We start from the raw sequence: 22942 nt of genomic DNA, 5'->3' as shown, positions 1-22942 counted from the left end.
CTTTAGGTTTTCTATTTTTGCACCAAACAAAAAGACAATCACAGCTATCGGCAATGCGGCTGTGTATAATAGGTCAGTCATGATTAATTTAAATGTTCGGAGCGAAATGGCCTTACAAATTCTACAAAAACAGCTAGATGAAAGTAGCCATTGCCCTCTCTGCCAAGCGTCGATGTATTGGGTAGATGCCGAACAATTTGAGCAAGACGTTCAATTTCATGAATGTAGCCATTGCCAACATCGTGTATTTAAAGACACGAAAATGACGTGCCACTGTGATCAATGCACAAAACAAAGAAAGAAACTTTTACAGCAACCCCGCCTACAAGAACAACGCCAATTTAAATCAAAAGACCAACCACAACGCAGTCTGGAACAACTGAGTTTTTTACATAAACTTTTTTTACTAAGCCTACTTGATGACTATGCTCGTGATGACATTGCACATGACGAATACATTCATTGGGACCAAATAAAATATCAGCCGATTACCCCCAACTGGATGTTCCAAAGCCATCTGATTAAACAGCTTCATAAAGATGGGATTTTAAATGCACAAGATCAAACCGATGAACCACAGTGCTTTTATTTAAATATTCGTCTAGATGGTTATAACGACCCAAGTTTATTTAGTGTAGCTCAGCAACTACGCCACTGGTTCTATGAAAACCTAAGTCTTGGTATTCCATTTCGTAGTGCCGATGAAGTGAAAGATGTGCTGTTTCAGGTGCTCTACCAAGAAATTATTCAGTTCACTCAGTTCTACTGCCGAACTTGGGGTATCCAAATTGCAGGAAGCTCTAATTTTCAAGCCTTTTGCTACCGTTTAATGGACTCATTGGCAATTGGACAAATTTATTATCTTATTCAGACTGCACTTGAATACCTTTATAAACAAAAGGCGCTACAGCCACGAAATGAAAAGTTTATTAACACCAATTTATTAAAGAAAACTTTAGAGCAATATCGGGAACGGGCTTTGGCTGAAAAGTGGGAAACTTCAATGTTGCCACGTCCTTACAATATTCCTTACAGTAAAATGAGCCACATATTGTTTAACCGCTTTTTAGGTTATGACGAACAGATTTTTGTACAACCTGTATGGAAAGCATGGCGAAAAATCGAACCTCGGTTAAACTTTTACTCGGTTAAACGTTGTATGTACTGTGGTTCAAATGATCTAAGTGTTGACTATGATGCAGCAGATTATGTGTCGTTGATTTGCCAAAACTGTAAACATCAAGATCACTATTTTACACGTTAAATTTCTTATCTCTGGCTTAATAAGGATTATCAGATGACTTCGACATCCAACCTCATTGAACAGGTGATTGAAGCTTGGCAAAACATGCAGGCAAAAACGCCTCTTGTGCAATGTATTACCAACAGCGTTGCTGCCAACTATACAGCCAATGTGTTACTCGCTTCCGGTGCTTCACCTGCCATGATTGATAATCCTTATGAAGCAGAAAGCTTTACCAAAATTTCATCGGCTTTAAGCATTAATTTGGGTACACCGACTTCAGAGCAAATGCAAGCCATACAAATCTCTGCTAAGACCGCACAGCTTAATGAAGTACCGTGGGTACTCGATCCGGTGGGCTACGGACCAATTTTAGCTTGGCGCAGTCAAATGACAGACGAGCTTTTGCAGTTCAAACCAAACGTTATACGTGGTAATGCCTCAGAAATTAGCACGCTTGCAGGCAATCAGGTTCAATCAAAAGGTGTAGACAGCACTTTAAGCAGTGACCAAGCTTATCAACAAGCTTTTTCACTCTTAACACATGCAAGCTGTATCGCTATTTCAGGTGAATCAGATTACATTTTATCTAACGAAATAGATGCTGTGATTCAAGTAAATGGTGGAAGCCCGTTACAACCCAAAATTACCGCAACTGGCTGCGCTTTGGGTGCATTAATTGCAGCCTATAGCGCTGTGACAACACCAACTATTGCAGCTCTTTCAGCTCATATTCATTTTGCAATTGCAGGTAAACTTGCTGCAAATCAAGCACAAACGATGGGTAGTTTTAGTAGCATATTTATGGATTATATCCATATGCTAGATGCTAACCTGATTGAGCAATATGCAGATATCAAACTTTTAAATAAACAGGCATAACCTAAGTTATGCCTGAATGACACTAGACTCACTTTAAAAGTAAGTAGATATCTGTCACAAGGTCACATTCATTCACATCATGCACAAAGTTATGATAGTGAAAGAAAACCGGATAATCCCCTGCCTCTTCTGGTTGCTCAGGTAACCAGTTTCTAAAGATGTAATAGACGCTATCTTTAATCTGGTCATGGCTACCCAAATGTCTTACGGTTGCATAACGCCCCGCAGGAATTTCACCTGTCTGTACACCGTAAGTATTTTCAGGTACAGCCTTTTCAATTGAACCGGCAATATCAAATCGAAACTCATCAGATAGAGTCTGTTCAGGGTCAGCAAAAGGAATACCATAAGTTCTAGACTTGGTCACTGGTGACAAACCTGTTTCTTTGCGCCAAGCAATAAAACGTGCAGCCGTTTCAAAGACTTTATCAGGGCTTCCTAAATGCGATAAATACGCAATCTTTTCAGCAGGTCGCTCAACAATATTTACATTCATTTTTAACTCACTTTTCGGAATCGTAAAAACAAACTTCTGATGCCAAGATTCCCAGTCCGGTTTATCTCTAAAAGCTCGAGGAGTTTGATCAAATGAACGCTTAAATGCACGAGTAAATGCCTCTGGACTATCAAATCCTGCTTGTAATGCAATCTCAACAATCTTGAGATCAGGTTCAAAAGCCAATTGAAAAGAGGCCCGCTTTAAACGAGAAAGTTGAATAAACTTCATCACATTTAAACCAATATGAATGGCAAAAATGCGATGAAAATGGAACTTAGATAAAGCTGCGATCTGACTCAATCGATCAACATCTAGGTCTTCATCTAGATGTCTTTGAATATAATCGCAAACCAGTTGCAGCTTTTGTGTATATACAGCCATACATTCATGTCTGTTCATTCGATAGCACTACTTTTACATAGTGCTCATCGCTATTCTTGATCGAAATTGCGTTTTTTAGAATTATACAACTTGCTTAAAATAATCGTCTCTTGGCATGTCGATAAGCTCAACACACAATTGAATTTCTTTATTAAACTCTTGTGGTAGATATTTTTTGTTGCTGAGCGCCGCTAATAACTGCTCACCCACAAGCTGTTTTTGTTCAGCAGTTCTTCCCGACAAAATATAGGCTTTTACATGGATATAGGCTTGATCAACCCCTAAGCCAATCAGAAAAACTTCATCTTTACGTGCACGGCTTTTGATGTCTTCTGGACTAAACAACTCTGTTTCAATCAGCGTGGTATTAATTTCTTCAAGTAATTGTTTTGCATTTAGTCCAGTTAAGTTATCTGAATAATCAACTACAACGTGCGGCATAGCCACCTCAATTTATATAATAAGTCATTAAGCCCATTGAACTTTATTCAATAAATAATAAAGCTAATCGAACTTGATCATATCCCATTCGAGGGCTAGTTGCTTCAACAATTGGTCTTAGTTTGATCGAACCATCATCAGAAAAATGATCTGGATTTTGACGCTTTTTCAACTTCTTATAAATTTTACGGACTTCTTCGACCACTTCTTCACCTGGGTGAGCAACCGAAATATCTAGTTTTTGCTCTTTATGCAGTCGAGCCAAGTGATTAATAATAGTTGCTGGTGTTAGACCACGTTCATGCGCGATATCTTCAATTTCGTAACCTTCTTCAAACAAGACACGTGTCTCGTCTAGCGTTGCCGTAGCATAATTTTGCTTACCACCTTTTGCGAGTTTCTTCTCATTACGAGAAATCTCGGTTTCATTTAAGGTGCCGCCACAGTGACGGATAAAGGCTTTGTGCTGGGCGGTTAAATCGACATCAGCAAAATTATCTTCCGCTTCAGCCGATAACTCCTGAAAACGGCGATCAGCTTTTACAGCAAGACTATCTAGCTCTAAGGCCTGCTCATTAAATCCTAATAATTTTAATCCTGTTAAAGATTTCAAACGTGAGAGCGCAACATAACCTTGCCCTTTTTCAAAGGTATGCATCAGGTTAATTTCAGCAGCCTCCAAAGTCATACCTTGGCTTTTATGAATGGTAATCGCCCAAGCTAAACGAAGTGGAATTTGCTGGAAACTTGCAATGACTTTTCCGGCTTCATTTTCAATTGACCATGTTTCCGGTGCGACCAGCAAAGTTGTACCGTCAGTTAATTTTACTTTTGGTAATAACCCGTTTTCGTCATCTTCTTCAAAACCGATCACCTCACCTAAACTTCCGTTGATATAACCCATATCAAAGTTGTTTTTTACAAACATGACTTTGGCATGCTTTTTCAAAGTAAGTTCTTCTGGTGCACGAACTGAGGATTTTAAAGTTTCTAATAGTTTTTCATTACCATCTAAAACTGCATTAAATTGATGTCCTTCATTATCAATTTCATTTAAGTGCTGATAATTGATATTGTCGACATCCATATTGTGCGTATAAAGACGAGTAAATGTCTCACCAATGTCATGTGCACGTGATTGATGTAAAGCTTGCAAATGTTCAGCTTGAATACTTTGCGCACGGATGGCATTTAAAATCTGATTTAAAATTTCATCGTCTTGACGGTGCTGTTCTGTTAAATAGCATACGCGGAATTTAGCTTCGACCCATGCATCTGACATAAAACAGAATTTGTCACGGTTGGCTTCACCATTACGGCCTACAGGTGGCAACTGAAAAAAGTCTCCAGCCACAATCACTTGAATGCCACCAAAAGCTTCATCACTTTCTTTAAAATATTTTAAAACCTGATTGACCAGATTGAGCTGCTTCGCATGTAGCATCGAGATTTCATCAATGACGAGAACTTGCGCATTTTCAAGGTGTTCCTTGAGATATTTACGCTCTTTCATACGTTTTAGATCGTCGTCAGTTAACTGATCTTTAATGCCGATGCCCGCCCACGTATGAATGGTCATACCGTTCATATGCGTTGCAGCAATACCTGTCGATGCTGTAATCGCTACAGGCACTTTACGTGCTTTTAGATATTGAATGTACTGATTGAGTGTATAGGTTTTCCCTGCACCAGCCGAACCGGTTAAAAAAACATTTTCACCTGCTTTGAGCAGTTTAAGTGCAGTTTCCTGTTTCATAATCTCATATGTACATCTTCAACAGCCCATAGCTTAACGATTTTCCCGAAAAAATTAAATGAATGCGCCAAATTTTATATAAAGTCATTAAAAATCAACAATTAAAACTTAAGTAATATTTGGTAGGTTTTTGGTAGGTAGGAAAATAATCTACACATCACAATACTAAGCCCATGGTGAGGCTCACCTGTAATAACAAACAATGGATTTATGGAAAAAGGAATCACTCCATGGCTTTTAAAAATATTGCAGATCAAACAAACGGTTTTTATATTCCTTGCGTATCACTCTTTGGTCCAGGATGTGCCAAAGAAATTGGTACAAAAGCACAAAATCTCGGCGCAAAAAAAGCATTAATTGTGACCGATGAAGGGCTATTTAAATTTGGCGTTGCAGATCTTATTGCAAGCTATTTAACCGAAGCAGGCGTAGCGAGCCATATTTTCCCGGGCGCGGAACCTAACCCAACCGATATTAATGTTCACAATGGCGTAAAAGCCTATAACGACAATGGGTGTGACTTTATTGTCTCGCTAGGCGGTGGTTCATCTCATGACTGTGCAAAAGGAATTGGTTTGGTCACTGCAGGTGGTGGTCATATTCGTGACTACGAAGGCATCGATAAAAGTAAAGTACCAATGACACCACTGATTGCAGTGAATACAACGGCAGGTACTGCATCTGAAATGACTCGCTTCTGTATTATTACCAATACAGACACTCACGTAAAAATGGCAATTGTTGACTGGCGTTGTACCCCACTTATTGCTATCGATGACCCGAAACTCATGATTGCAAAACCAGCAGGTTTAACAGCAGCAACTGGTATGGATGCGTTAACCCATGCGGTTGAAGCATATGTGTCTACGGCGGCAAACCCAATTACCGATGCGTGTGCTGAAAAAGCAATCACCATGATTAGTCAATGGTTACAGCCTGCTGTCGCAAATGGTGAAAACATTGAAGCACGTGATGCAATGAGTTATGCACAGTACTTGGCTGGTATGGCATTTAACAATGCATCTTTAGGTTATGTCCATGCAATGGCTCACCAGTTAGGCGGGTTCTATAACCTACCTCACGGTGTATGTAACGCAATCTTGCTACCACATGTTTGTGAATTTAACTTAATTGCTTGTCCAGATCGTTATGCAAAAATCGCGGAGTTAATGGGTGTAAATACGCAAGGTCTCACCGTAACAGAAGCTGCATATGCTGCAATTGATGCCATCCGTAAACTGTCTTCTTCAATTGGTATCCCATCTGGCTTAACAGAACTTGGCGTAAAAACCGAAGACCTCGCGGTGATGGCCGATAACGCTCAAAAAGATGCATGTATGCTGACCAACCCTCGTAAAGCAAACCATGCACAAGTTGTGGAGATTTTTAAAGCCGCTCTTTAATACTGATGTAACGGTATGTTCCTGTAGTAAGTCAAATCCCTCCGACCGTTGACTTACTTTTTGGGAATACTTAGCTCCAGCGGTATTCCCTTTTTTTAAAACCTATACTCCAACCTTCTCTAAACCTGATTGACAATTTGCCCATTTCATTGAAGGATACTCAACATGACTTAATGACAATAGCTCGATAAAAATGAATACATCTACAGCTAAACACAATTATGCCCCAGATATTTTAGGTGCCGGCTACGAACAGCTAACACTCAACTTTCCAGATGATTATGAAGGTAAAGTTATAGCCACCTTAGTTCGTAAAAAGGCCACTCAGCCAACTCAAAAAGCCGTACTTTATATTCATGGTTTTTTAGATTATTTCTTTCAAACTGAAATGGCCGAGCAATTCAATGCGCATGGCTATGACTTCTATGCACTCGATTTAAGAAAATATGGCCGCTCAAAGTTGCCTCATCAAATTTTCTACAATGTGCTTGATTTAAATGAATATGATGCCGAAATTACTCAAGCATTAGAGATCATTGGCCAAGAAAAACATACACAAGTATTACTCGCAGGTCATTCGACTGGCGGTTTGACAGCAACGCTTTATGCTACTCATCATCCAGATCATCCACTTATTAAAGCACTATGGGCGAATAGTCCGTTTTACGACTTCAATTTAAGTTTAGTTGAAAAGAAATTTGGTATTCCAATGCTCAGTCGAGTAGGAAAATATCTGCCTAAAGTTAAATTTCCAAGCAAACTTAACAAATGGTACACCACCAGTCTTCACAAACAACTTAAGGGTGAATGGGACTTCAACCTGGATTGGAAACCGACCTCTGCCCCTACAGTTCAACTTAGCTTTCTACATGCGATTCATACAGCACAAAAAGAAATTCACCACGGCGTTAAGCTAAACGTCCCCGCACTGATTATGCATTCGCACCAAACTAAAAATCCTCGTAAATGGGGACCAGATGCAACCCAAAGTGATGTTATTTTAGATGTTAAAGACATTGCGAAATTCGGTAAAAAAATAAAGGGTGATGTTTCGGTTGTCTCTATTCACAATGGCTTACACGATTTAGTCCTTTCGGCCCAGCCAGTGCGGAATCAAGTCTATCAACAACTATTCCAGTGGCTGGATCAAAAAATCACCTAACTTAGCTTAGGCGAGTCAATATATTTCACCAGCAGTTGATGCGCAGGATGTTCACTCGGTAATAATTCCATAAGACGTTCTACCGCATCGATTGCTTCGGGAAAATGAGCTAAATGTTTGAGTAATAAATCCGTTTCTTGGGTTTTAAAAATTGCATCGCTCAAGCGTGACTCAAGGCAGTCGCGCCATGCACACAGAAACGGACTTTCGGTTTTTGCCAGAAAAACACCGGTATAAAGCTGTAAAGCAGAAGCCGCATATCCTGCATCGAGTGCTTGTTCAGCTTGTAAGAAATCGGCTTCAACATGCACAAGTAGCCGATATGGGCGTGAACCAAGCAAACCGCCTAAAATATCTCGTAGTTGAGACATTTCAGCCTTAAGCGTACCCATGCTGACTTTGCGCTCACCATAGAGTGCCTGATAAAGATGTTCTAAAGTTAAGCCATGTGGACATAGTGCCAATATGGTTAAAATTTCAATTTGCCGCGGTGTTAATAATAAACTTTTACCATTAAATTTAACTTGTGGCGTCGAAAATGCCCGAATATGTAATTGTTGGCGTTGCTGCTCTAGCAAAGCAGATTGAATAATGGATGCACAACGTTCGGCAGCCAATATTCCTAAACTATTATGATTCTTCCATGTAGTTGATAAATCAACCACACCTAGTGTTTGTTTTGAATATGGATCGATAATTGGTGCGGCATAACATACCCAATCATGAATCGACTCCATGTAATGTTCATTTGAAAAAACACAGCTTGATTGTTGAGTTTTTAAAGATAAAGCTAAGGCATTTGTACCGACAAATTCTTCACGCCACTGCCCGCCTTGTACAAAATGCACGCGTTCAGCAGCACTTTGCATTTGGGCACTGGGCGCAGTCCAAATAATAGTACTGCCTATATCACCGACAGCAATCACCATTGAAGATTGCTCTGCAATATGACGTAAGTCGTCACCACACTGACTTAAAGCCATATCTAAAGCATTTTGTGAAGCAGATTTTTTTTCGACTAATGGAGCCGCAAAGCGTTCTTTAGGAATCGCAGCAGAAGCTGATCGCTCCCATGAGCTTGCAATACTTTGGCCGAGTTTGGCAGCGTTTTGAGGAGAGAGACTATTTTGCGTGCGCAGTTGATCAATCAACGTCCGTTGCTGCAATAAATCCTTTTTTGTGAACATTTGTAAATTCCTTATATATCCACATTTCTATTCCAACCTTTCTCCAACCTTCTTCTTTATATCCTAATTATACAAAGTACGAAAGTACCTACTGACAGGGTTCTTGTTAGTCTTTAGTCCTAAAAAGCAAAGGAATATTTATATGCGCTATATCGATCCAAATCAACCAGGCTCAAAAGTTCAATTCAAATCACAATATGAAAATTTTATTGGCGGTGAATGGGTCGCACCTGTAAAGGGTGCGTATTTTGACAATGTATCTCCCGTTGACGGAAAAGCCTTTACACGTATTCCACGCTCTAGTGCCGAAGACATTGAACTCGCGCTAGATGCAGCGCACAAAGCTAAAGCAACATGGAATAAAGCATCTCCAACGGTACGCTCAAATATACTTTTAAAAATTGCCGATCGTTTAGAAGCAAATCTTGAAATGCTTGCGGTTGCAGAAACTTGGGATAACGGTAAAGCAGTCCGTGAAACTTTAGCCGCTGACCTTCCACTTGCAATCGACCATTTCCGTTATTTCGCTGGATGTATTCGTGCTCAAGAAGGCGGCATCTCTGAAATCGATGAAGATACTATCGCTTATCATTTCCATGAACCGCTAGGTGTGGTCGGACAAATCATTCCATGGAACTTCCCGATTTTAATGGCTGCATGGAAGCTGGCTCCTGCTTTAGCGGCTGGGAACTGTGTGGTAATTAAGCCAGCTGAGCAAACGCCAGTGGGTATTTTACTGGTTGCCGAACTCATCCAAGACATTTTACCGCCGGGTGTACTTAATATTGTCAATGGTTTCGGTTCAGAAGTCGGCCGCCCGTTAGCTACCAACCCACGTATTGCAAAAATCGCATTCACAGGGTCAACACAAACTGGACAAATGGTGATGCAATATGCGACCGAAAATATTATTCCAGTTACGTTAGAGCTTGGTGGTAAGTCACCGAACCTTTTCTTTGAAGATATCATGGATAAACAAGATGACTTCTTAGAAAAAACACTTGAAGGTTTTGCCATGTTTGCCTTAAACCAAGGTGAAGTATGTACTTGCCCTTCTCGTGCTTTAGTGCAAGAAAGTATTGCTGATCAATTCTTAGAGTTGGCCGTTGAACGTGTAAAACGCATTAAAACTGGTCATCCTCTCGATACTGAAACTATGATTGGTGCTCAAGCATCTTTACAACAACAAGAGAAAATCTTACGTTGTATTAATACGGGCCGCGAAGAAGGTGCAGAGCTCTTACTTGGTGGTAGTGGCCGTAAAGAAGTAGGTGACGGTTTCTATGTTGATCCGACTATCTTTAAAGGCCACAACAGCATGCAAGTCTTCCAAGAAGAAATTTTTGGACCTGTACTTGCTGTGACAACATTTAAAGACTTTGACGATGCAATCAAAATTGCCAATGACACCATGTATGGTCTAGGTGCTGGTGTCTGGTCACGTTCAGCCCATATTTCTTACCGTGCTGGTCGCGCTATTGAGGCGGGTCGTGTCTGGACAAACTGCTATAACATCTACCCTGCGCATGCTGCATTTGGTGGTTACAAGAAGTCTGGTATTGGTCGTGAAAACCATAAGATGATGCTAGATCACTATCAACAAACTAAAAACTTGTTGGTAAGTTATTCAACTAAACCAATGGGCTTCTTCTAAGTTTCGCACCAAGTTGATACCAGGCTATCAACGCTAGAAGGAAGCAAGCTCAGTAATTGTATAAAAAGCCAGTAATTTAGATTGCTGGCTTTTTTATTTAGTACAGCCAGCTCTCAAATTTTTACTATCCGGAATAAAAAAGCGTCATCTAATATTTAAAGCACATCATTTAGGCATTGCTTTTGCATTCATTCATACAAACCAACTCGCAGGAGTATTGTATGAATCAACCAGAAACAGCTTCCGTTATTTCTTCAAGTGCAGAAGTCTCATCAGCAGAATATTTTGCTCAGCGTCAACTTAAACAAGGTACCGTAGGTTGGTTACTCCTGATTGGTTTAGGCGTAGCGTATGTGATATCGGGTGATTTTGCCGGCTGGAACTTTGGTATTGCCCAAGGTGGTTGGGGTGGAATGTTCATTGCCACGGCACTCGCTGCGCTTATGTACTTATGTCTATGTCTTTCTATGTCAGAAATGTCTACCATGATGCCGACAGCAGGTGGCGGTTATAGTTTTGCACGTGCTGCCTTTGGTCCTTTCGGAGGCTACTTAACAGGTACGGCGATTTTAATTGAATACGCCATTGCGCCTGCTGCTATTGCCGTATTTATTGGCGGTTATTGCGAATCTCTATTTGGGATTAATGGCTGGATGATTTACCTCGCCTGTTATGCCATTTTTATGGGTATACATCTCAAAGGTGCCGGCGAAGCCTTGAAAATCATGTTTGCCATTACGCTAGTCGCTGCTGTTGCCCTTGTTGTGTTTATTACAGCAATGATCCCACATTTTAGTGCACAAAACCTTTTAGATATTCCCGTTAGCACAGCAACTGGTGCAAGTCGTTTTCTACCTCATGGCTATTTGGGCATCTGGGCCGCGGTTCCCTTTGCAATCTGGTTTTTCCTTGCAGTTGAAGGTGTTCCATTAGCAGCCGAAGAAGCAAAAGATCCAGCCAAATCTCTGCCACGCGGTTTAATCGGTGCAATGCTCATCTTAACCGCGTTTGCTATGCTCATTTTGTTCTTGGGTGCAGGCGCAGCAGGTGCAAGTACTTTACAAAACTCAGGTGCCCCTCTGGTAGATGCTTTAGTGAAAGTTTATGGCACCAACACTTGGCTTGCGACATTCGTAAACTTTGTGGGTTTAGCTGGTTTAATCGCAAGTTTCTTCTCAATTATCTATGCCTATTCGCGTCAAATCTTTGCATTGTCACGAGCTGGCTACTTACCGACGTCACTCTCGTTAACTAATAAAAATAAAGCCCCTTATCTCGCAATTATTATTCCGGGCATTATCGGGTTCCTGCTTTCACTTACCAAAGAAGGCGATTCACTGATTTTAATCGCGGTTTTTGGCGCAACTATTTCGTATGTGTTGATCCTTTTATCCCACATCAAATTACGTCTATCTAAACCCGATATGCGTCGCCCTTATAAAACACCAGGTGGCATTGTGACCTCAAGTATTGCACTCATTTTAGCAGTCGCTGCTGTGGTCGCAGGTTTTGTTGTTAATCCGAAAGTTTGGTTTATTGCTGCCGGCATCTATGTCGTATTTATTGCTTACTTCTTATTCTACAGCCGCTATCATTTAGTGAAAGGTACACCAGAAGAAGAGTTTGCAAATATTAAAGCTGCCGAACAAGAACTATAAAAAGGGATGCAACTATGAGTTATCGCAATATTGTCGCCAATCAACAGTATCATTTTGCTGGCCTAAAAACTTTGATGGCAAAAGCTACACCGTTACGTTCAGGCGATGAGCTAGCAGGTATAGCTGCCAGAGATGCAACCGAACATGTTGCGGCACAAATGACTTTGGCCGATGTGCCACTGAAAACCTTTTTAAATGAAGTTGTAGTCGATTATGAATCTGATGAAATTACGCGTCTGATTATTGATGAACATGACTTAACAGCCTTTGCCCCTATTTCACACTTTACAGTAGGTGATTTTCGAAATTGGTTACTTGGAGAAGATGCAACTGCCCAAAGCTTAAAAGCTTTAGCATCAGGTTTAACTCCAGAAATGGTGGCTGCTGTCAGCAAAATTATGCGCAATCAAGATTTGATTTATGTCGCCAGCAAATGTGAAGTCATTACCCAATTTCGTAACACCATTGGTTTAAAAGGTCATCTTTCTACCCGTTTACAACCTAATCACCCTACCGATGATGTGCTCGGTATTTCAGCCAGTATTTTAGATGGTTTGATGTATGGCAATGGTGACGCCGTGATTGGTATCAATCCAGCGACGGATAACCTGCATAATTTGTCAGAGCTACTGAAATTGCTTGATCATGTTATTCAGGAATATCAAATTCCGACGCAATCTTGTGTGCTCACACATATCAGCTCAGGCATTCAACTTGCTGAAAAAAATGTGCCAATTGATTTAATGTTTCAATCAATCGCTGGTACCCAACTGGCAAACGAAGGATTTGGAATTTCACTCGATTTACTACAAGAAGGATATGAAGCCACACTCGCACTCAAGCGCGGAACCATTGGACACAACGTTATGTACTTTGAAACGGGTCAAGGGAGTGCCCTATCAAGCAATGCACATCACGGCGTTGACCAGCAAACCTTAGAAACTCGGGCCTACGCAGTGGCTCGTAAATATAACCCGCTTTTGGTAAATACAGTCGTCGGCTTTATTGGCCCCGAGTACCTATTTAACGGTAAACAAATTATACGTGCAGGTTTAGAAGATCACTTCTGCGGTAAGTTGCTTGGAGTACCGATGGGCTGCGACATTTGTTACACCAACCATGCCGATGCAGACCAAAACGATATGGATGTGCTTCTTACTCTATTTGGCGCTGCAGGCATTAACTTCATTATGGGAATTCCAGGTTCGGACGATGTCATGCTCAACTATCAAACCACTTCATTCCATGATGCTCTCTATTTAAGACAACTCCTCGGTTTAAAACCCGCTCCTGAGTTCTCCGCTTGGCTTGAACAACAAGGGATTTTTAAACAGCAAAACTCTCAAATTTGTTGGGCAGACCACATGCCTGACCAATTCTCTCGTCTGCTCATGAACTAGGGGGAACACCATGAAACTGAACCGTGATATTCAATATCCGTCCTCTACCCATCAGGATCAGTGGGAAAAACTTAAAGAGTTTACTGATGCCCGTATTGCTTTAGGGCGTGCTGGTTGCAGTATCCCAACACGGGCCTTACTTGAGTTCCAGTTGTCTCATGCGCAAGCAAAAGATGCTGTTTATCAACATATGGATGTTCCCTACTTGTCTGAACAGTTACAGCAAAAGCAACTTCAAACTCTTCATGTTCAAAGTAATGCCGCTAATAAAGAAATTTATCTCAAACGCCCAGATTTGGGTCGTCAGCTTTCAAATCTATCAAAAGAAGCCTTGATTAAAGAGTATGCAAAAAAACCACAGCAGTATTATGTTTGTATTGTGGTAGGTGACGGTCTCTCTGCAAGAGCGATTGAAGCAAATGCTATCGCATTTATTGCAGTGCTAAGCGAACATATTCAACAAGAAAACTGGAGCCTTGCGCCAATTATATTTGCAACAGGAAGCCGAGTTGCTTTAGGCGATGAAGTTGCAGAAATTTTTAAAGCCTCCATGCTGGTTATGCTTATTGGAGAGCGCCCAGGTTTAAGTTCTCCTGACAGTATGGGAGTTTACTACACATGGAATGCATATTCAGGTTGCCTTGACTCCAAACGCAACTGTATTTCCAACGTCCGTTCAGCAGGCTTAAGTATTCCAGTTGCGGTACAACGTTTAATGGCACTCATGAAAAAATCGAAGCAGCTTGGCTTTTCAGGAGTAAATTTAAAAGATGAACATCAACTTTCAAATATCGACCATAATGAAAACTCAAAGCTTTTATTTTAAATAGTAGGTTACGCATAGATATTTCTTACCTACAAAATATTTCTGCGTAACAAGATTATCTTAACGAAAAATAGCAATTTTCAGGTATTGACGATTTATATGGATATTTTCTTCTTTATATTTATCGCTATACTCCACCTATTGATCTTCTATGAATCATTTGTATGAGTACTACAAACGCCTTTCCTAAAACTATTTATGCCATTCAGCATCTTGCTTTCGAAGACTTAGGTTCATTAGAAGATGTCTTTTATCAACTTGGTTTTCGCGTCCGTTATTTTGAAGCTGGTGTAGATGATTTAACTCCTGCTTTCGCCCATGACGGTTTAACTATTATTTTAGGTGGTCCGATCGGAGTTTATGAAACTGAAGATTATCCATTTTTAAAAGATGAAATCGCTTTACTCAAACAACGTTTGGCAGCAGATAAACCAACACTTGGCATTTGCTTAGGTGCACAGCTTATAGCTCATGCACTTGGTGCCAAAGTATATGCAGGCCATCAAAAAGAAATTGGCTGGGGAGCTTTAAGCTTAAGTTTACGCCCTAATCAGGTATTATCGCCTTTGCTTAATAATATCCATGTTTTACATTGGCATGGTGATACTTTCGACCTTCCTGAAAATGCAGCCCTTTTGGCGAGTTCAGATATTTATACTAACCAAGCCTTTGAAGTGGGTAATAATATTCTTGCTTTACAGTTCCACATTGAGACGACTCAAGAAAACTTTGAAAAATGGCTTATTGGTCACACATGTGAACTTCGTAATGCTGGAATTTCCATTCCTAAATTGCGTGAGCAAAATATCGAATATGCCCCTGCACTTGAACACGCTGCATTTGAATTAATTCAAAAATTCTTGAAAAGAATTGGTTATAGTGCATAAGTGAAGTAATTTCTAATGTTTAATGAATATTATTTTTTACCACTTGGTATTTTATGACTATTTTTTAAACAAAGAAACTTTATATTTTATTTTTAGAAACATTTCAGAAAAGTTTCAGTGTATTATTAATTTGTAACATAAAATATACGCTGATTTACTATGGATATCTGGAAGTTTCTTAAAAGCTTTAATACGGTCAATACTTACTTAATGCTTTCAACAATGCTTCTCATACTATTAGTTCTTTACTTTTATGTGATTAATCCTACCTAAGCTCTTTTGCCAAGGAAGCGAAATCATAAAGAAAAAGAATATTATGATGAGAAGACCTCCGAAAAAAGCCCAACCTTACAGTTGGGCTTTTTTAATATCTGTTGTTGACTCACAATATGTTGTTCGTCTTGCGAAAAAGTAAGAGATAAGCAATCTCAACTATCTACTCACAACATGTTGCTCGTCTTGCGAAAAAGTAAGAGATAAGCAATCTCAACTATCTACTCACAACATGTTGCTCGTCTTGCGAAAAAGTAAGAGATAAGCAATCTCAACTATCTACTCACAACATGTTGCTCGTCTTGCGAAAAAGTAAGAGATAAGCAATCTCAACTATCTACTCACAACATGTTGCTCGTCTTGCGAAAAAGTAAGAGATAAGCAATCTCAACTATCTACTCACAACATGTTGCTCGTCTTGCGAAAAAGTAAGAGATAAGCAATCTCAACTATCTACTCACAACATGTTGCTCGTCTTGCGAAAAAGTAAGAGATAAGCAATCTCGACTATCTACTCACAACATGTTGTTCGTCTTGCGAAAAAGTAAGAGATAAGCAATCTCTTACTTTTTCTCAGGTTTGAAGCTGTCTTTCAAATCAAGAACGCGGTTGAAGACAGGTTTTTCAGGAGTATGATCATGTTGGTCCGCAACGAAATAACCTTCACGTTCAAATTGGAAACGGTCTTCTGGTTTCGCTTGAGCTAAAGCAGGTTCAATCACAGCCTGAACGACTTTCAAAGAATCTGGATTTAAATTCGCTAAGAAATCATCACCAGTTTCAGGGTCAGCCTCTGTAAATAAACGATCATAAATACGTACTTCAGCAGGAATACCCTTGCTTGCAGATACCCAGTGAATCACGCCTTTTACTTTACGCCCTTCAGGATTCTTGCCTAAAGTGTCTGGATCGATTGAACACTTCAGCTCAACAACTTCACCATTTGCATCTTTGATGACTTCATCACACTTAATTACATATGCATGGCGTAAACGAACTTCACCATCCGGAATTAAACGCTTAAAGCCTTTTGGCGGTACTTCTTCAAAATCTTTACGGTCAATATAAATTTCTTTAGTTAATGGAATGACACGCTCACCCATATCGACATTTGGATGACGCGCATGTGTAAGGTCTAAATCTTCCGGTAAGTTTGTAAGTGTCACTTTTAAAGGATCTAACACAGCCATACCACGCGCTGCTGTATTCTCCAAAGATTGACGAATACAGAACTCAAGCATTGCAACATCAACAATACCGTCAGTTTTAGACACACCTACACGTTTACAGAAATCACGTAAGCCTTCTGGTGTAAAACCACGACGGCGCATACCAACAACTGTTGGCATACGAGGGTCATCCCAACCATTTACATAACCACCTTCAACCAACTTACGTAATTTACGTTTAGAAGTAATGGTGTAATCTACATTCAAACGAGATGATTCGTATTGGTGCGGAACAGCTTTAGACTTAACCTTTTCAACAATCCAATCATAGAATGGACGGTGATCTTGGAATTCCAATGTACAAAGTGAATGCGTGATTCCTTCAATTGCATCAGACAATGGATGAGCATAGTCATACATTGGGTAGATTTTCCATTTGTCGCCAGTTTGATGATGCTCTGAATGCAAGACACGATACAAAATTGGATCACGCATATGCACGTTCGGGCTTGCCATATCAATTTTAGCGCGTAAAACAGCTTCACCTTCTTTTAGTTCACCGCTGCGCATTTGTTCAAAGCGAGCAAGGTTCTCTTCAACAGATGCATCACGATACGGCGAGTTTTTCCCTGGTTCAACAAAACTACCACGGTTTAATTTAATTTCTTCTGGAGACTGCAAATCAACATATGCATCACCTTGCTCAATCAATTGAATTGCCCATGCATAAAGCTGATCAAAATAACCAGAAGCATAGCGAGGTTCACCATTCCAGTTAAAACCAAGCCATTTCACATCATTGGCGATACCATCAACGTATTCTTGTTCTTCTGCATCTGGATTCGTATCGTCAAAACGTAAATTACAGAGTCCATCAAACTCTTCTGCAACACCAAAGTTTAGACAGATTGCTTTTACGTGACCAATATGTAAATAACCATTTGGTTCTGGCGGAAAACGAGTTACGATTTGTTTGGTACGTCCGGCAGCTAAATCATCAGTAATGACTTGGCGAACAAAATCTAATCCAGCCTGTTGTTCTTGCTGCGCAGAATCGACAGAGGCATGAGTATTCGGTGTCGGGTTGTTTGGCAGGTTCGAGACAACATCATTAGGCTTCATAGTGTATCAATCACTTCTTTGTAGATAAAATTTCGAAAAAATAAACGCTATCTTCATTTTTCACAAAGATTTTAACGTTTTTTACTTGCCTTGTAGTTTACAGTTTGCTTATGCTTCTCTCAACCAAAAACCCATGGTCATAAGCCCATGTTTAGGAGATTAATGTAATGAGTTTTCCTCAAGTCGAATTAAACACCAATAAAGGTCGTATTGTTCTTGAACTAAATACTGAAAAAGCACCAAAAACAGTAGCAAACTTTTTAGAATACGTACGTGACGGTTTTTATGACGGCGTTATTTTCCACCGTGTCATTGATGGTTTCATGATCCAAGGCGGCGGGATGGATGAAAACTTCAAAGAAAAAGCAACTCGTGATGCAATTGAAAACGAAGCTGACAATGGTTTAAGTAACGATGTTGGTACAATTGCTATGGCACGTACTCAAGCGCCACACTCTGCTTCTGCACAATTCTTCATCAATGTAAAAAACAACTCTTTCTTGAACCATACTTCAAAAACTGCACAAGGTTGGGGTTATGCTGTATTCGGTAAAGTTGTTGAAGGTATGGACGTTGTAGACGCGATCAAAAGTGTACGTACAGGTAACCGTGGTTATCACGCTGACGTTCCTTTAGAAAACGTTGTTATCGAATCTGCTAAAATTATTTCTGAATAATTTTAGGATAAAGCTGTGACCTATCTGTTTATTTCAGATTTACATTTGTCACCTGAACACCCTCGACTCGTTCGAGGGTTTTTAGATTTGTTGGTACATTATCAAAATAAACAAACACAGCTTTATATTTTAGGTGACTGGTTTAATGCTTGGATTGGTGACGATTATTCAGCTCCTTGGCTCGACGAAATTGTCGAAGCTTTAAAAGTTTTTAATGAAAAAGGTAATCGTGTTTACTTTCAAGTCGGTAACCGCGACTTTGCTCTAAATCAGGTTTTCCTCAATAAGTTTAATGGTGTATTACTCCCCGATATTTATTATCTTAATATTGCAGGCCACCAATACCGTCTAGAACATGGCGATGCGTTATGTACGGATGATATTTCTTATCAAAGATTTAAAAAAATTATTCGAAATCCCCTTTTAGTTGCCTTTTTACGCCGTACGCCACTGAGCTTCCGTGCGAAGCTGGTCAATGGTTTCCGTAAAAGAAGCCATTCGGACAAACAGCAAAAAAGTTATGAGATTATGGATGTGAATGAACAAGCCGTGCTCTCCGCCCTAAAAGATATAGACATACTTATTCATGGGCACACTCATCGTCCAGCTATTCATAAAGTACAGAACAAACAACGAATTGTACTCGGTGACTGGAAAGAAGATCACGCACAAATTTTAGAAATTGATCCCTCTTCACATCTGCAGCAAATCAAACTAACTGATTGGTATTATTAATTAATTGTCAGTTATTTTTCACATGCTTAGCTTGTTTATTTAAATCAAAATCCCAGATCATACATAGACAGGTAAGGAATACAAATTTCCAGCTTATATGTCCATATTTTTGATATTCGATGTATAAAATTAAAAGACACAATACAAATGCAAAAAACAGAAAGGCTTTAACAACTCTAATTTCTCGCAGCTTACTCTTTGCATCTTTGGGCATTAAATCAAACATTTTCAATAAATTAATTAAAAATTTATATAAGTATTATATTTCTTTATCACATTAAAATGCAGATGTTTTCTTATAAAATCGCGTATCATGCCAAAGATGAGAACACTTCGATTGTAATAAGATTGATATGGAGTAAGTATGGATTTACTAAATACGGTTAAAAGTCGCTACACCACAAAAGCGTATGATCCTGAGAAAAAAATTCCCAAAGAAAAATTTAATAAATTATTAGAAATTTTACGCTTCACCCCTTCTTCAGTGAATATTCAACCTTGGCATTTCTTGGTGGCTGACAATCTTGCTGCTAAAGAACGCATTGCTAAAGCCTTAACAGGGCGATATGCCTATAATGCTCCTAAAGTTCTTGAGTCATCACATACGCTTGTATTTTGTACAAGAACAGATATTTCACCCGAATATTTAAATCAATTACTTGAACAAGATGATTTAAGCGGTCGATTTAAAGATGAAAAAGCAAAACTTGGTCAAAAAGATACACGCCATGGCTACGTTGAGTTTTATCGCAATGAACAAAAAAATTTATTTGGCTGGATGGAAAACCAAACTTTTATCGCTTTAGGACAACTACTTTTTGCAGCTGGTCTTGAAGGCATAGATGCAACCCCAATGGGTGGCTTCGACGAAGATGTTTTAAATGAAGAATTTGGCTTAAAAGAAAAAGGCTTACGTAGCTCTGTCATTGTCTCACTTGGCTATAGAAGTGAAAATGATTTCAATGCGAAGTTGCCAAAATCTCGTCTGCCAGATGAAGTTATTTTTACACATTTATAAGATTAGCAGAGTTCAAAAGAACAGTCTTTTGAACTCCTATTTCATAGCTAAGGCTAAACAAACCAATCCACTTATTCCCAAAATCGTTCCTAAAATCGTTGGGAGTTTTAATTTTTCTTTATATAAAACTACACCACAAACTATCCCAAGTAATACCACTAGAATATTCATGCTTGCAAAGACAATCGCTGGTGAATCTTTAAGTAAAATATGTGCTTTAACATACAAGGCAATGTTTGAAAAATTAAGTACACCTAGTATTAATCCGGCCACAGTATTTTTAAAATTCCATGCTGACTTTTTTTGGAATAATAAATAAACTATTGATAATACAAAGGCTGTAATAAAAATCAGATTCAAAGTTAACGTAAATTGTAGCCCCAAACTACTCGTGTATTTTAACAAGACATCTACAGCAGCATAACCAAACCAGACACTCATTAACGCAAGAATTGCCTTTTTCGATTGATGGCCTGAAGTGCCATTTATCTGTCCAAATACGATTAAAATAACAGCAAAAATTCCTAAACCAATACCTAATAATTTAAGAGAATTAAACCGTTCTTGAAAAAAGAAATAAGCTGCTAATAAAGAGAGTACCACTGACAATCGTTGAGCAATTTCTGTTTTGACGATACCGGCATGCTCTAAGGATTTCGCAAGACATAAAAAAATACTCGGTAAAATGATGCCTAAAGCAACGATTAGCCACCAAGGCATGTGTTGTATAGAAATATGCTGAATATCTGGCTTAAACCACCAATAACATAACAAGCTAGCACTTGCATAATTCCATGCAATCATTTGCATGGGTTGATAGCCCTTTTTCTTTAAATTTTTTAGTAATACAGACACCAGAACACTGCACAGCGCCGCAGCAAATATTAATATCATTTGCGAAGAACCTATTAAACTGAGTTTTCAAGAAAGCGAGATGCACTACAAATAACTGAATATACTTTTTATATTTTTAAAGCTATAAAAAAACCAGCCATCACTGACTGGTTTTTCTAAGCTAATCAATTAACGATTATTTTCGTCGTCTTGACCATCTTCAAATTTAGAATCGTTGTCGAAACCGCCTTGATGACCACCGAAGCCGCCTTGACCACCGAAGCCGCCTTGACCACCGAAGCCACCTTGACCACCGAAGCCGCCTTGACCGCCGAAGCCGCCTTGACCACCGAAGCCACCTTGACCACCGAAGCCACCTTGACCACCGAAGCCAGCGCCTTGAGCACCACCAAAGCCAGCGCCTTGACCACCGAAGCCACCTTGACTACCACCCTGAGCTGGGAAACCTGCACCTTGTGCACCTGCTGGACGTGGGTTACGAGCTGGAACAACTGTAGAAATTGCGTGTTTGTAAACCATTTGACTTACAGTATTTTTTAATAAAACAACATATTGGTCAAAAGATTCAATATGACCTTGTAATTTAATACCGTTAACAAGGAAAATAGAAACTGGGATACGTTCTTTACGGAGAGAATTTAAGAACGGATCTTGTAAAGTTTGACCTTTAGACATTTTTAACTCCAAAAAAAAATTTTTAAATCAGCGCAAAAAAACTATCTTTATTTTTCAACTAAAAATTATAAAAAGACAGTGTGCAAATTTTGCTTTATCCATAAGAGTTTCGCAAGTCTTCTTTCGCCTGCTTTATCGTCAAGTAAGTTTTAAAATCGTGTATTTCTTGCAAAGAACGTAACCACGTATATTGACGTTTGGCAAGTTGTCGTGTTGCAAATAAGGCTTTATCCTCCATTTCTTGCTTTTTTTTGAGACTCATATCACTTTTTAATAGAAATTCTAGAGCTTGTCGATAACCAACAGAACGCATAGAGGGTAAATTTTCATCTAAATCGTATTTTTCAATTAGAGATTCAACTTCACTCAAAAAACCGATATCCCACATTTTGCTTAATCTTTGCTCAATGCGTTGATGTAATTCTAACCGATCTGGAAGCAAAGCATAGTTATGAAATATGTATCGATATGGTACGTTTTTTGGTTGTTCTGCCTGCAATTTGGTAATTGGTTGACCTGTAATACGATAAACTTCTAACGCGCGAATAATTCTTTGTTTATCAGAAACCTTGAATTTCACACCAGCTGCCGGATCTACTGCCACAAGTTCATCATAAACAGCTTGCCACCCTTCATTCGCTGCTTTTTCTTCAATTGCTGCACGAACATTTGCATCTGCGCTTGGCAAGTTACTTGATAATCCTTCTAGGAGCGCCTTGAAATAAAGCATGGTTCCTCCTACCAAAATAGGAGTTTTGCCGCGTGAATGCATCTCGTCAATTAAAACACAAGCATCTTCAACAAACTGGGCAGCCGAATAGACCTCAAGTGGAGTAATAATATCTATTAAATGATGTGGATATAGCTCCTGCTCTTCACGTGTTGGTTTAGCCGTACCAATATCCATGTCTTTATATACAAGAGCCGAATCAACTGAAATTAACTCAAAATCTCCACGCTCGTAAAGTTCACATGCCAAAGCGGTTTTTCCGCTTGCAGTTGGTCCCATTAAATTGATGACGGGCAATTGATTTGACAT

General features: G+C 39.4%; 21 protein-coding genes. 12 read left to right on the top strand and 9 right to left on the bottom strand.

Annotation, left to right across the window (positions count from 1 at the left end):
• Nucleotides 1–106: 106 nt before the first annotated feature.
• Nucleotides 107–1264: a hypothetical protein gene (locus tag J671_RS13690; RefSeq protein ID WP_031982605.1), complete on the top strand. Its 1158-nt coding sequence runs from the start codon at nucleotides 107–109 to the stop codon at nucleotides 1262–1264.
• 33 nt (nucleotides 1265–1297) lie between these two features.
• The gene (gene thiM / locus J671_RS13685) at nucleotides 1298–2125 is read left to right on the top strand and encodes a hydroxyethylthiazole kinase (RefSeq protein WP_031982604.1); all 828 of its coding nucleotides are present in this window, start codon (nucleotides 1298–1300) and stop codon (nucleotides 2123–2125) included.
• Between the two features lie 28 nt (nucleotides 2126–2153).
• Here the strand turns inward: thiM and J671_RS13680 are convergent, their stop codons facing one another.
• From J671_RS13680 to J671_RS13670, 3 genes are all read right to left on the bottom strand, one after another.
• The gene (locus tag J671_RS13680) at nucleotides 2154–3005 is read right to left on the bottom strand and encodes an AraC family transcriptional regulator (protein ID WP_031982602.1); all 852 of its coding nucleotides are present in this window, start codon (nucleotides 3003–3005) and stop codon (nucleotides 2154–2156) included.
• Nucleotides 3006–3086: 81 nt separating this feature from the next.
• Nucleotides 3087–3446 (bottom strand): 5-carboxymethyl-2-hydroxymuconate Delta-isomerase, encoded by a 360-nt coding sequence (locus J671_RS13675; RefSeq protein ID WP_004886572.1) that lies wholly within the window; start codon nucleotides 3444–3446, stop codon nucleotides 3087–3089.
• Between the two features lie 43 nt (nucleotides 3447–3489).
• Nucleotides 3490–5202, bottom strand: a complete 1713-nt coding sequence (locus J671_RS13670) for an AAA family ATPase (RefSeq protein WP_017393254.1) — start codon at nucleotides 5200–5202, stop codon at nucleotides 3490–3492.
• Nucleotides 5203–5432: 230 nt separating this feature from the next.
• Between J671_RS13670 and mdh the strand changes: the two genes are divergently transcribed.
• Both mdh and J671_RS13660 read left to right on the top strand, forming a co-directional pair.
• On the top strand, nucleotides 5433–6605 hold the full coding sequence (gene mdh, locus J671_RS13665) for an iron-dependent methanol dehydrogenase (protein WP_002049024.1): 1173 nt from the start codon (nucleotides 5433–5435) through the stop codon (nucleotides 6603–6605).
• A 193-nt stretch (nucleotides 6606–6798) separates the two neighbouring features.
• Complete coding sequence (locus tag J671_RS13660; RefSeq protein ID WP_002049001.1) at nucleotides 6799–7767, top strand: alpha/beta hydrolase; 969 nt, start codon at nucleotides 6799–6801, stop codon at nucleotides 7765–7767.
• On the opposite strand, the gene J671_RS13655 is transcribed toward J671_RS13660, so the two are convergent.
• A complete protein-coding gene (locus J671_RS13655; RefSeq protein ID WP_004708154.1) occupies nucleotides 7764–8954 on the bottom strand; it encodes a helix-turn-helix domain-containing protein in 1191 nt (396 codons plus the stop codon). The genes J671_RS13660 and J671_RS13655 overlap by 4 nt on opposite strands.
• 142 nt (nucleotides 8955–9096) lie before the next feature.
• On the opposite strand from J671_RS13655, the gene J671_RS13650 reads away from it, so the two are divergent.
• From J671_RS13650 to J671_RS13630, 5 genes are all read left to right on the top strand, one after another.
• Nucleotides 9097–10608 carry an aldehyde dehydrogenase family protein gene (locus J671_RS13650; protein WP_022575525.1) on the top strand — a complete coding sequence of 504 codons (1512 nt, stop codon included), beginning with the start codon at nucleotides 9097–9099 and terminating at the stop codon, nucleotides 10606–10608.
• 221 nt (nucleotides 10609–10829) lie between these two features.
• On the top strand, nucleotides 10830–12266 hold the full coding sequence (gene eat, locus J671_RS13645; RefSeq protein WP_031982601.1) for an ethanolamine permease: 1437 nt from the start codon (nucleotides 10830–10832) through the stop codon (nucleotides 12264–12266).
• Nucleotides 12267–12280: 14 nt separating this feature from the next.
• On the top strand, nucleotides 12281–13666 hold the full coding sequence (locus J671_RS13640) for an ethanolamine ammonia-lyase subunit EutB (protein ID WP_031982599.1): 1386 nt from the start codon (nucleotides 12281–12283) through the stop codon (nucleotides 13664–13666).
• 10 nt (nucleotides 13667–13676) lie between these two features.
• Nucleotides 13677–14492, top strand: a complete 816-nt coding sequence (eutC, locus tag J671_RS13635) for an ethanolamine ammonia-lyase subunit EutC (protein WP_031982598.1) — start codon at nucleotides 13677–13679, stop codon at nucleotides 14490–14492.
• A gap of 164 nt (nucleotides 14493–14656) precedes the next feature.
• A complete protein-coding gene (locus tag J671_RS13630) occupies nucleotides 14657–15379 on the top strand; it encodes a glutamine amidotransferase (protein WP_002048996.1) in 723 nt (240 codons plus the stop codon).
• Nucleotides 15380–16215: 836 nt separating this feature from the next.
• Here the strand turns inward: J671_RS13630 and J671_RS13625 are convergent.
• On the bottom strand, nucleotides 16216–17943 hold the full coding sequence (locus J671_RS13625) for a glutamine--tRNA ligase/YqeY domain fusion protein (protein ID WP_002049025.1): 1728 nt from the start codon (nucleotides 17941–17943) through the stop codon (nucleotides 16216–16218).
• A gap of 167 nt (nucleotides 17944–18110) precedes the next feature.
• Here J671_RS13625 and J671_RS13620 point away from each other — a divergent pair, with 167 nt between their 5' ends.
• Nucleotides 18111–18620: a peptidylprolyl isomerase gene (locus tag J671_RS13620; RefSeq protein WP_002049022.1), complete on the top strand. Its 510-nt coding sequence runs from the start codon at nucleotides 18111–18113 to the stop codon at nucleotides 18618–18620.
• Between the two features lie 15 nt (nucleotides 18621–18635).
• Nucleotides 18636–19355, top strand: coding sequence for a UDP-2,3-diacylglucosamine diphosphatase (locus J671_RS13615; protein ID WP_031982596.1), 720 nt, complete (start codon nucleotides 18636–18638; stop codon nucleotides 19353–19355).
• A gap of 7 nt (nucleotides 19356–19362) precedes the next feature.
• Here J671_RS13615 and J671_RS0104530 read toward each other — a convergent pair whose 3' ends face one another.
• Nucleotides 19363–19581 (bottom strand): hypothetical protein, encoded by a 219-nt coding sequence (locus tag J671_RS0104530; protein WP_022575521.1) that lies wholly within the window; start codon nucleotides 19579–19581, stop codon nucleotides 19363–19365.
• Between the two features lie 138 nt (nucleotides 19582–19719).
• Between J671_RS0104530 and nfsB the strand changes: the two genes are divergently transcribed.
• On the top strand, nucleotides 19720–20373 hold the full coding sequence (nfsB, locus tag J671_RS13610; RefSeq protein ID WP_002048986.1) for an oxygen-insensitive NAD(P)H nitroreductase: 654 nt from the start codon (nucleotides 19720–19722) through the stop codon (nucleotides 20371–20373).
• A gap of 36 nt (nucleotides 20374–20409) precedes the next feature.
• Here the strand turns inward: nfsB and J671_RS13605 are convergent, their stop codons facing one another.
• From J671_RS13605 to miaA, 3 genes are all read right to left on the bottom strand, one after another.
• Nucleotides 20410–21267, bottom strand: coding sequence for a DMT family transporter (locus J671_RS13605; protein ID WP_022575520.1), 858 nt, complete (start codon nucleotides 21265–21267; stop codon nucleotides 20410–20412).
• 129 nt (nucleotides 21268–21396) lie between these two features.
• Nucleotides 21397–21903 carry an RNA chaperone Hfq gene (gene hfq, locus J671_RS13600; protein ID WP_000033651.1) on the bottom strand — a complete coding sequence of 169 codons (507 nt, stop codon included), beginning with the start codon at nucleotides 21901–21903 and terminating at the stop codon, nucleotides 21397–21399.
• A gap of 94 nt (nucleotides 21904–21997) precedes the next feature.
• Nucleotides 21998–22942 carry a tRNA (adenosine(37)-N6)-dimethylallyltransferase MiaA gene (miaA, locus tag J671_RS13595; RefSeq protein WP_031952771.1) on the bottom strand — a complete coding sequence of 315 codons (945 nt, stop codon included), beginning with the start codon at nucleotides 22940–22942 and terminating at the stop codon, nucleotides 21998–22000.

The organism is Acinetobacter sp. 1130196 (assembly GCF_000588095.1).
GTDB classification, from domain to species: Bacteria; Pseudomonadota; Gammaproteobacteria; order Pseudomonadales; family Moraxellaceae; genus Acinetobacter; species Acinetobacter nosocomialis.
The sequence above is the reverse complement of the archived record's forward strand: the minus strand, read 5'-3'. Positions and strand labels throughout refer to the sequence as shown.

What these genes read in the sequence shown, in the direction of transcription:
- nfsB (WP_002048986.1), top strand. Translation starts at nt 19,720, where the DNA reads ATGGATTTACTAAATACGGTTAAAAGTCGCTACACCACAAAAGCGTAT.
- hfq (WP_000033651.1), bottom strand. Translation starts at nt 21,903, where the DNA reads ATGTCTAAAGGTCAAACTTTACAAGATCCGTTCTTAAATTCTCTCCGT.
- J671_RS13640 (WP_031982599.1), top strand. Translation starts at nt 12,281, where the DNA reads ATGAGTTATCGCAATATTGTCGCCAATCAACAGTATCATTTTGCTGGC.
- eutC (WP_031982598.1), top strand. Translation starts at nt 13,677, where the DNA reads ATGAAACTGAACCGTGATATTCAATATCCGTCCTCTACCCATCAGGAT.
- mdh (WP_002049024.1), top strand. Translation starts at nt 5,433, where the DNA reads ATGGCTTTTAAAAATATTGCAGATCAAACAAACGGTTTTTATATTCCT.
- miaA (WP_031952771.1), bottom strand. Translation starts at nt 22,942, where the DNA reads ATGTCAAATCAATTGCCCGTCATCAATTTAATGGGACCAACTGCAAGC.
- J671_RS13670 (WP_017393254.1), bottom strand. Translation starts at nt 5,202, where the DNA reads ATGAAACAGGAAACTGCACTTAAACTGCTCAAAGCAGGTGAAAATGTT.
- J671_RS13655 (WP_004708154.1), bottom strand. Translation starts at nt 8,954, where the DNA reads ATGTTCACAAAAAAGGATTTATTGCAGCAACGGACGTTGATTGATCAA.
- J671_RS13650 (WP_022575525.1), top strand. Translation starts at nt 9,097, where the DNA reads ATGCGCTATATCGATCCAAATCAACCAGGCTCAAAAGTTCAATTCAAA.
- J671_RS13680 (WP_031982602.1), bottom strand. Translation starts at nt 3,005, where the DNA reads ATGGCTGTATATACACAAAAGCTGCAACTGGTTTGCGATTATATTCAA.
- thiM (WP_031982604.1), top strand. Translation starts at nt 1,298, where the DNA reads ATGACTTCGACATCCAACCTCATTGAACAGGTGATTGAAGCTTGGCAA.
- J671_RS13630 (WP_002048996.1), top strand. Translation starts at nt 14,657, where the DNA reads ATGAGTACTACAAACGCCTTTCCTAAAACTATTTATGCCATTCAGCAT.
- J671_RS13690 (WP_031982605.1), top strand. Translation starts at nt 107, where the DNA reads ATGGCCTTACAAATTCTACAAAAACAGCTAGATGAAAGTAGCCATTGC.
- J671_RS13675 (WP_004886572.1), bottom strand. Translation starts at nt 3,446, where the DNA reads ATGCCGCACGTTGTAGTTGATTATTCAGATAACTTAACTGGACTAAAT.
- J671_RS13625 (WP_002049025.1), bottom strand. Translation starts at nt 17,943, where the DNA reads ATGAAGCCTAATGATGTTGTCTCGAACCTGCCAAACAACCCGACACCG.
- J671_RS13605 (WP_022575520.1), bottom strand. Translation starts at nt 21,267, where the DNA reads ATGATATTAATATTTGCTGCGGCGCTGTGCAGTGTTCTGGTGTCTGTA.
- J671_RS13620 (WP_002049022.1), top strand. Translation starts at nt 18,111, where the DNA reads ATGAGTTTTCCTCAAGTCGAATTAAACACCAATAAAGGTCGTATTGTT.
- eat (WP_031982601.1), top strand. Translation starts at nt 10,830, where the DNA reads ATGAATCAACCAGAAACAGCTTCCGTTATTTCTTCAAGTGCAGAAGTC.
- J671_RS13660 (WP_002049001.1), top strand. Translation starts at nt 6,799, where the DNA reads ATGAATACATCTACAGCTAAACACAATTATGCCCCAGATATTTTAGGT.
- J671_RS0104530 (WP_022575521.1), bottom strand. Translation starts at nt 19,581, where the DNA reads ATGTTTGATTTAATGCCCAAAGATGCAAAGAGTAAGCTGCGAGAAATT.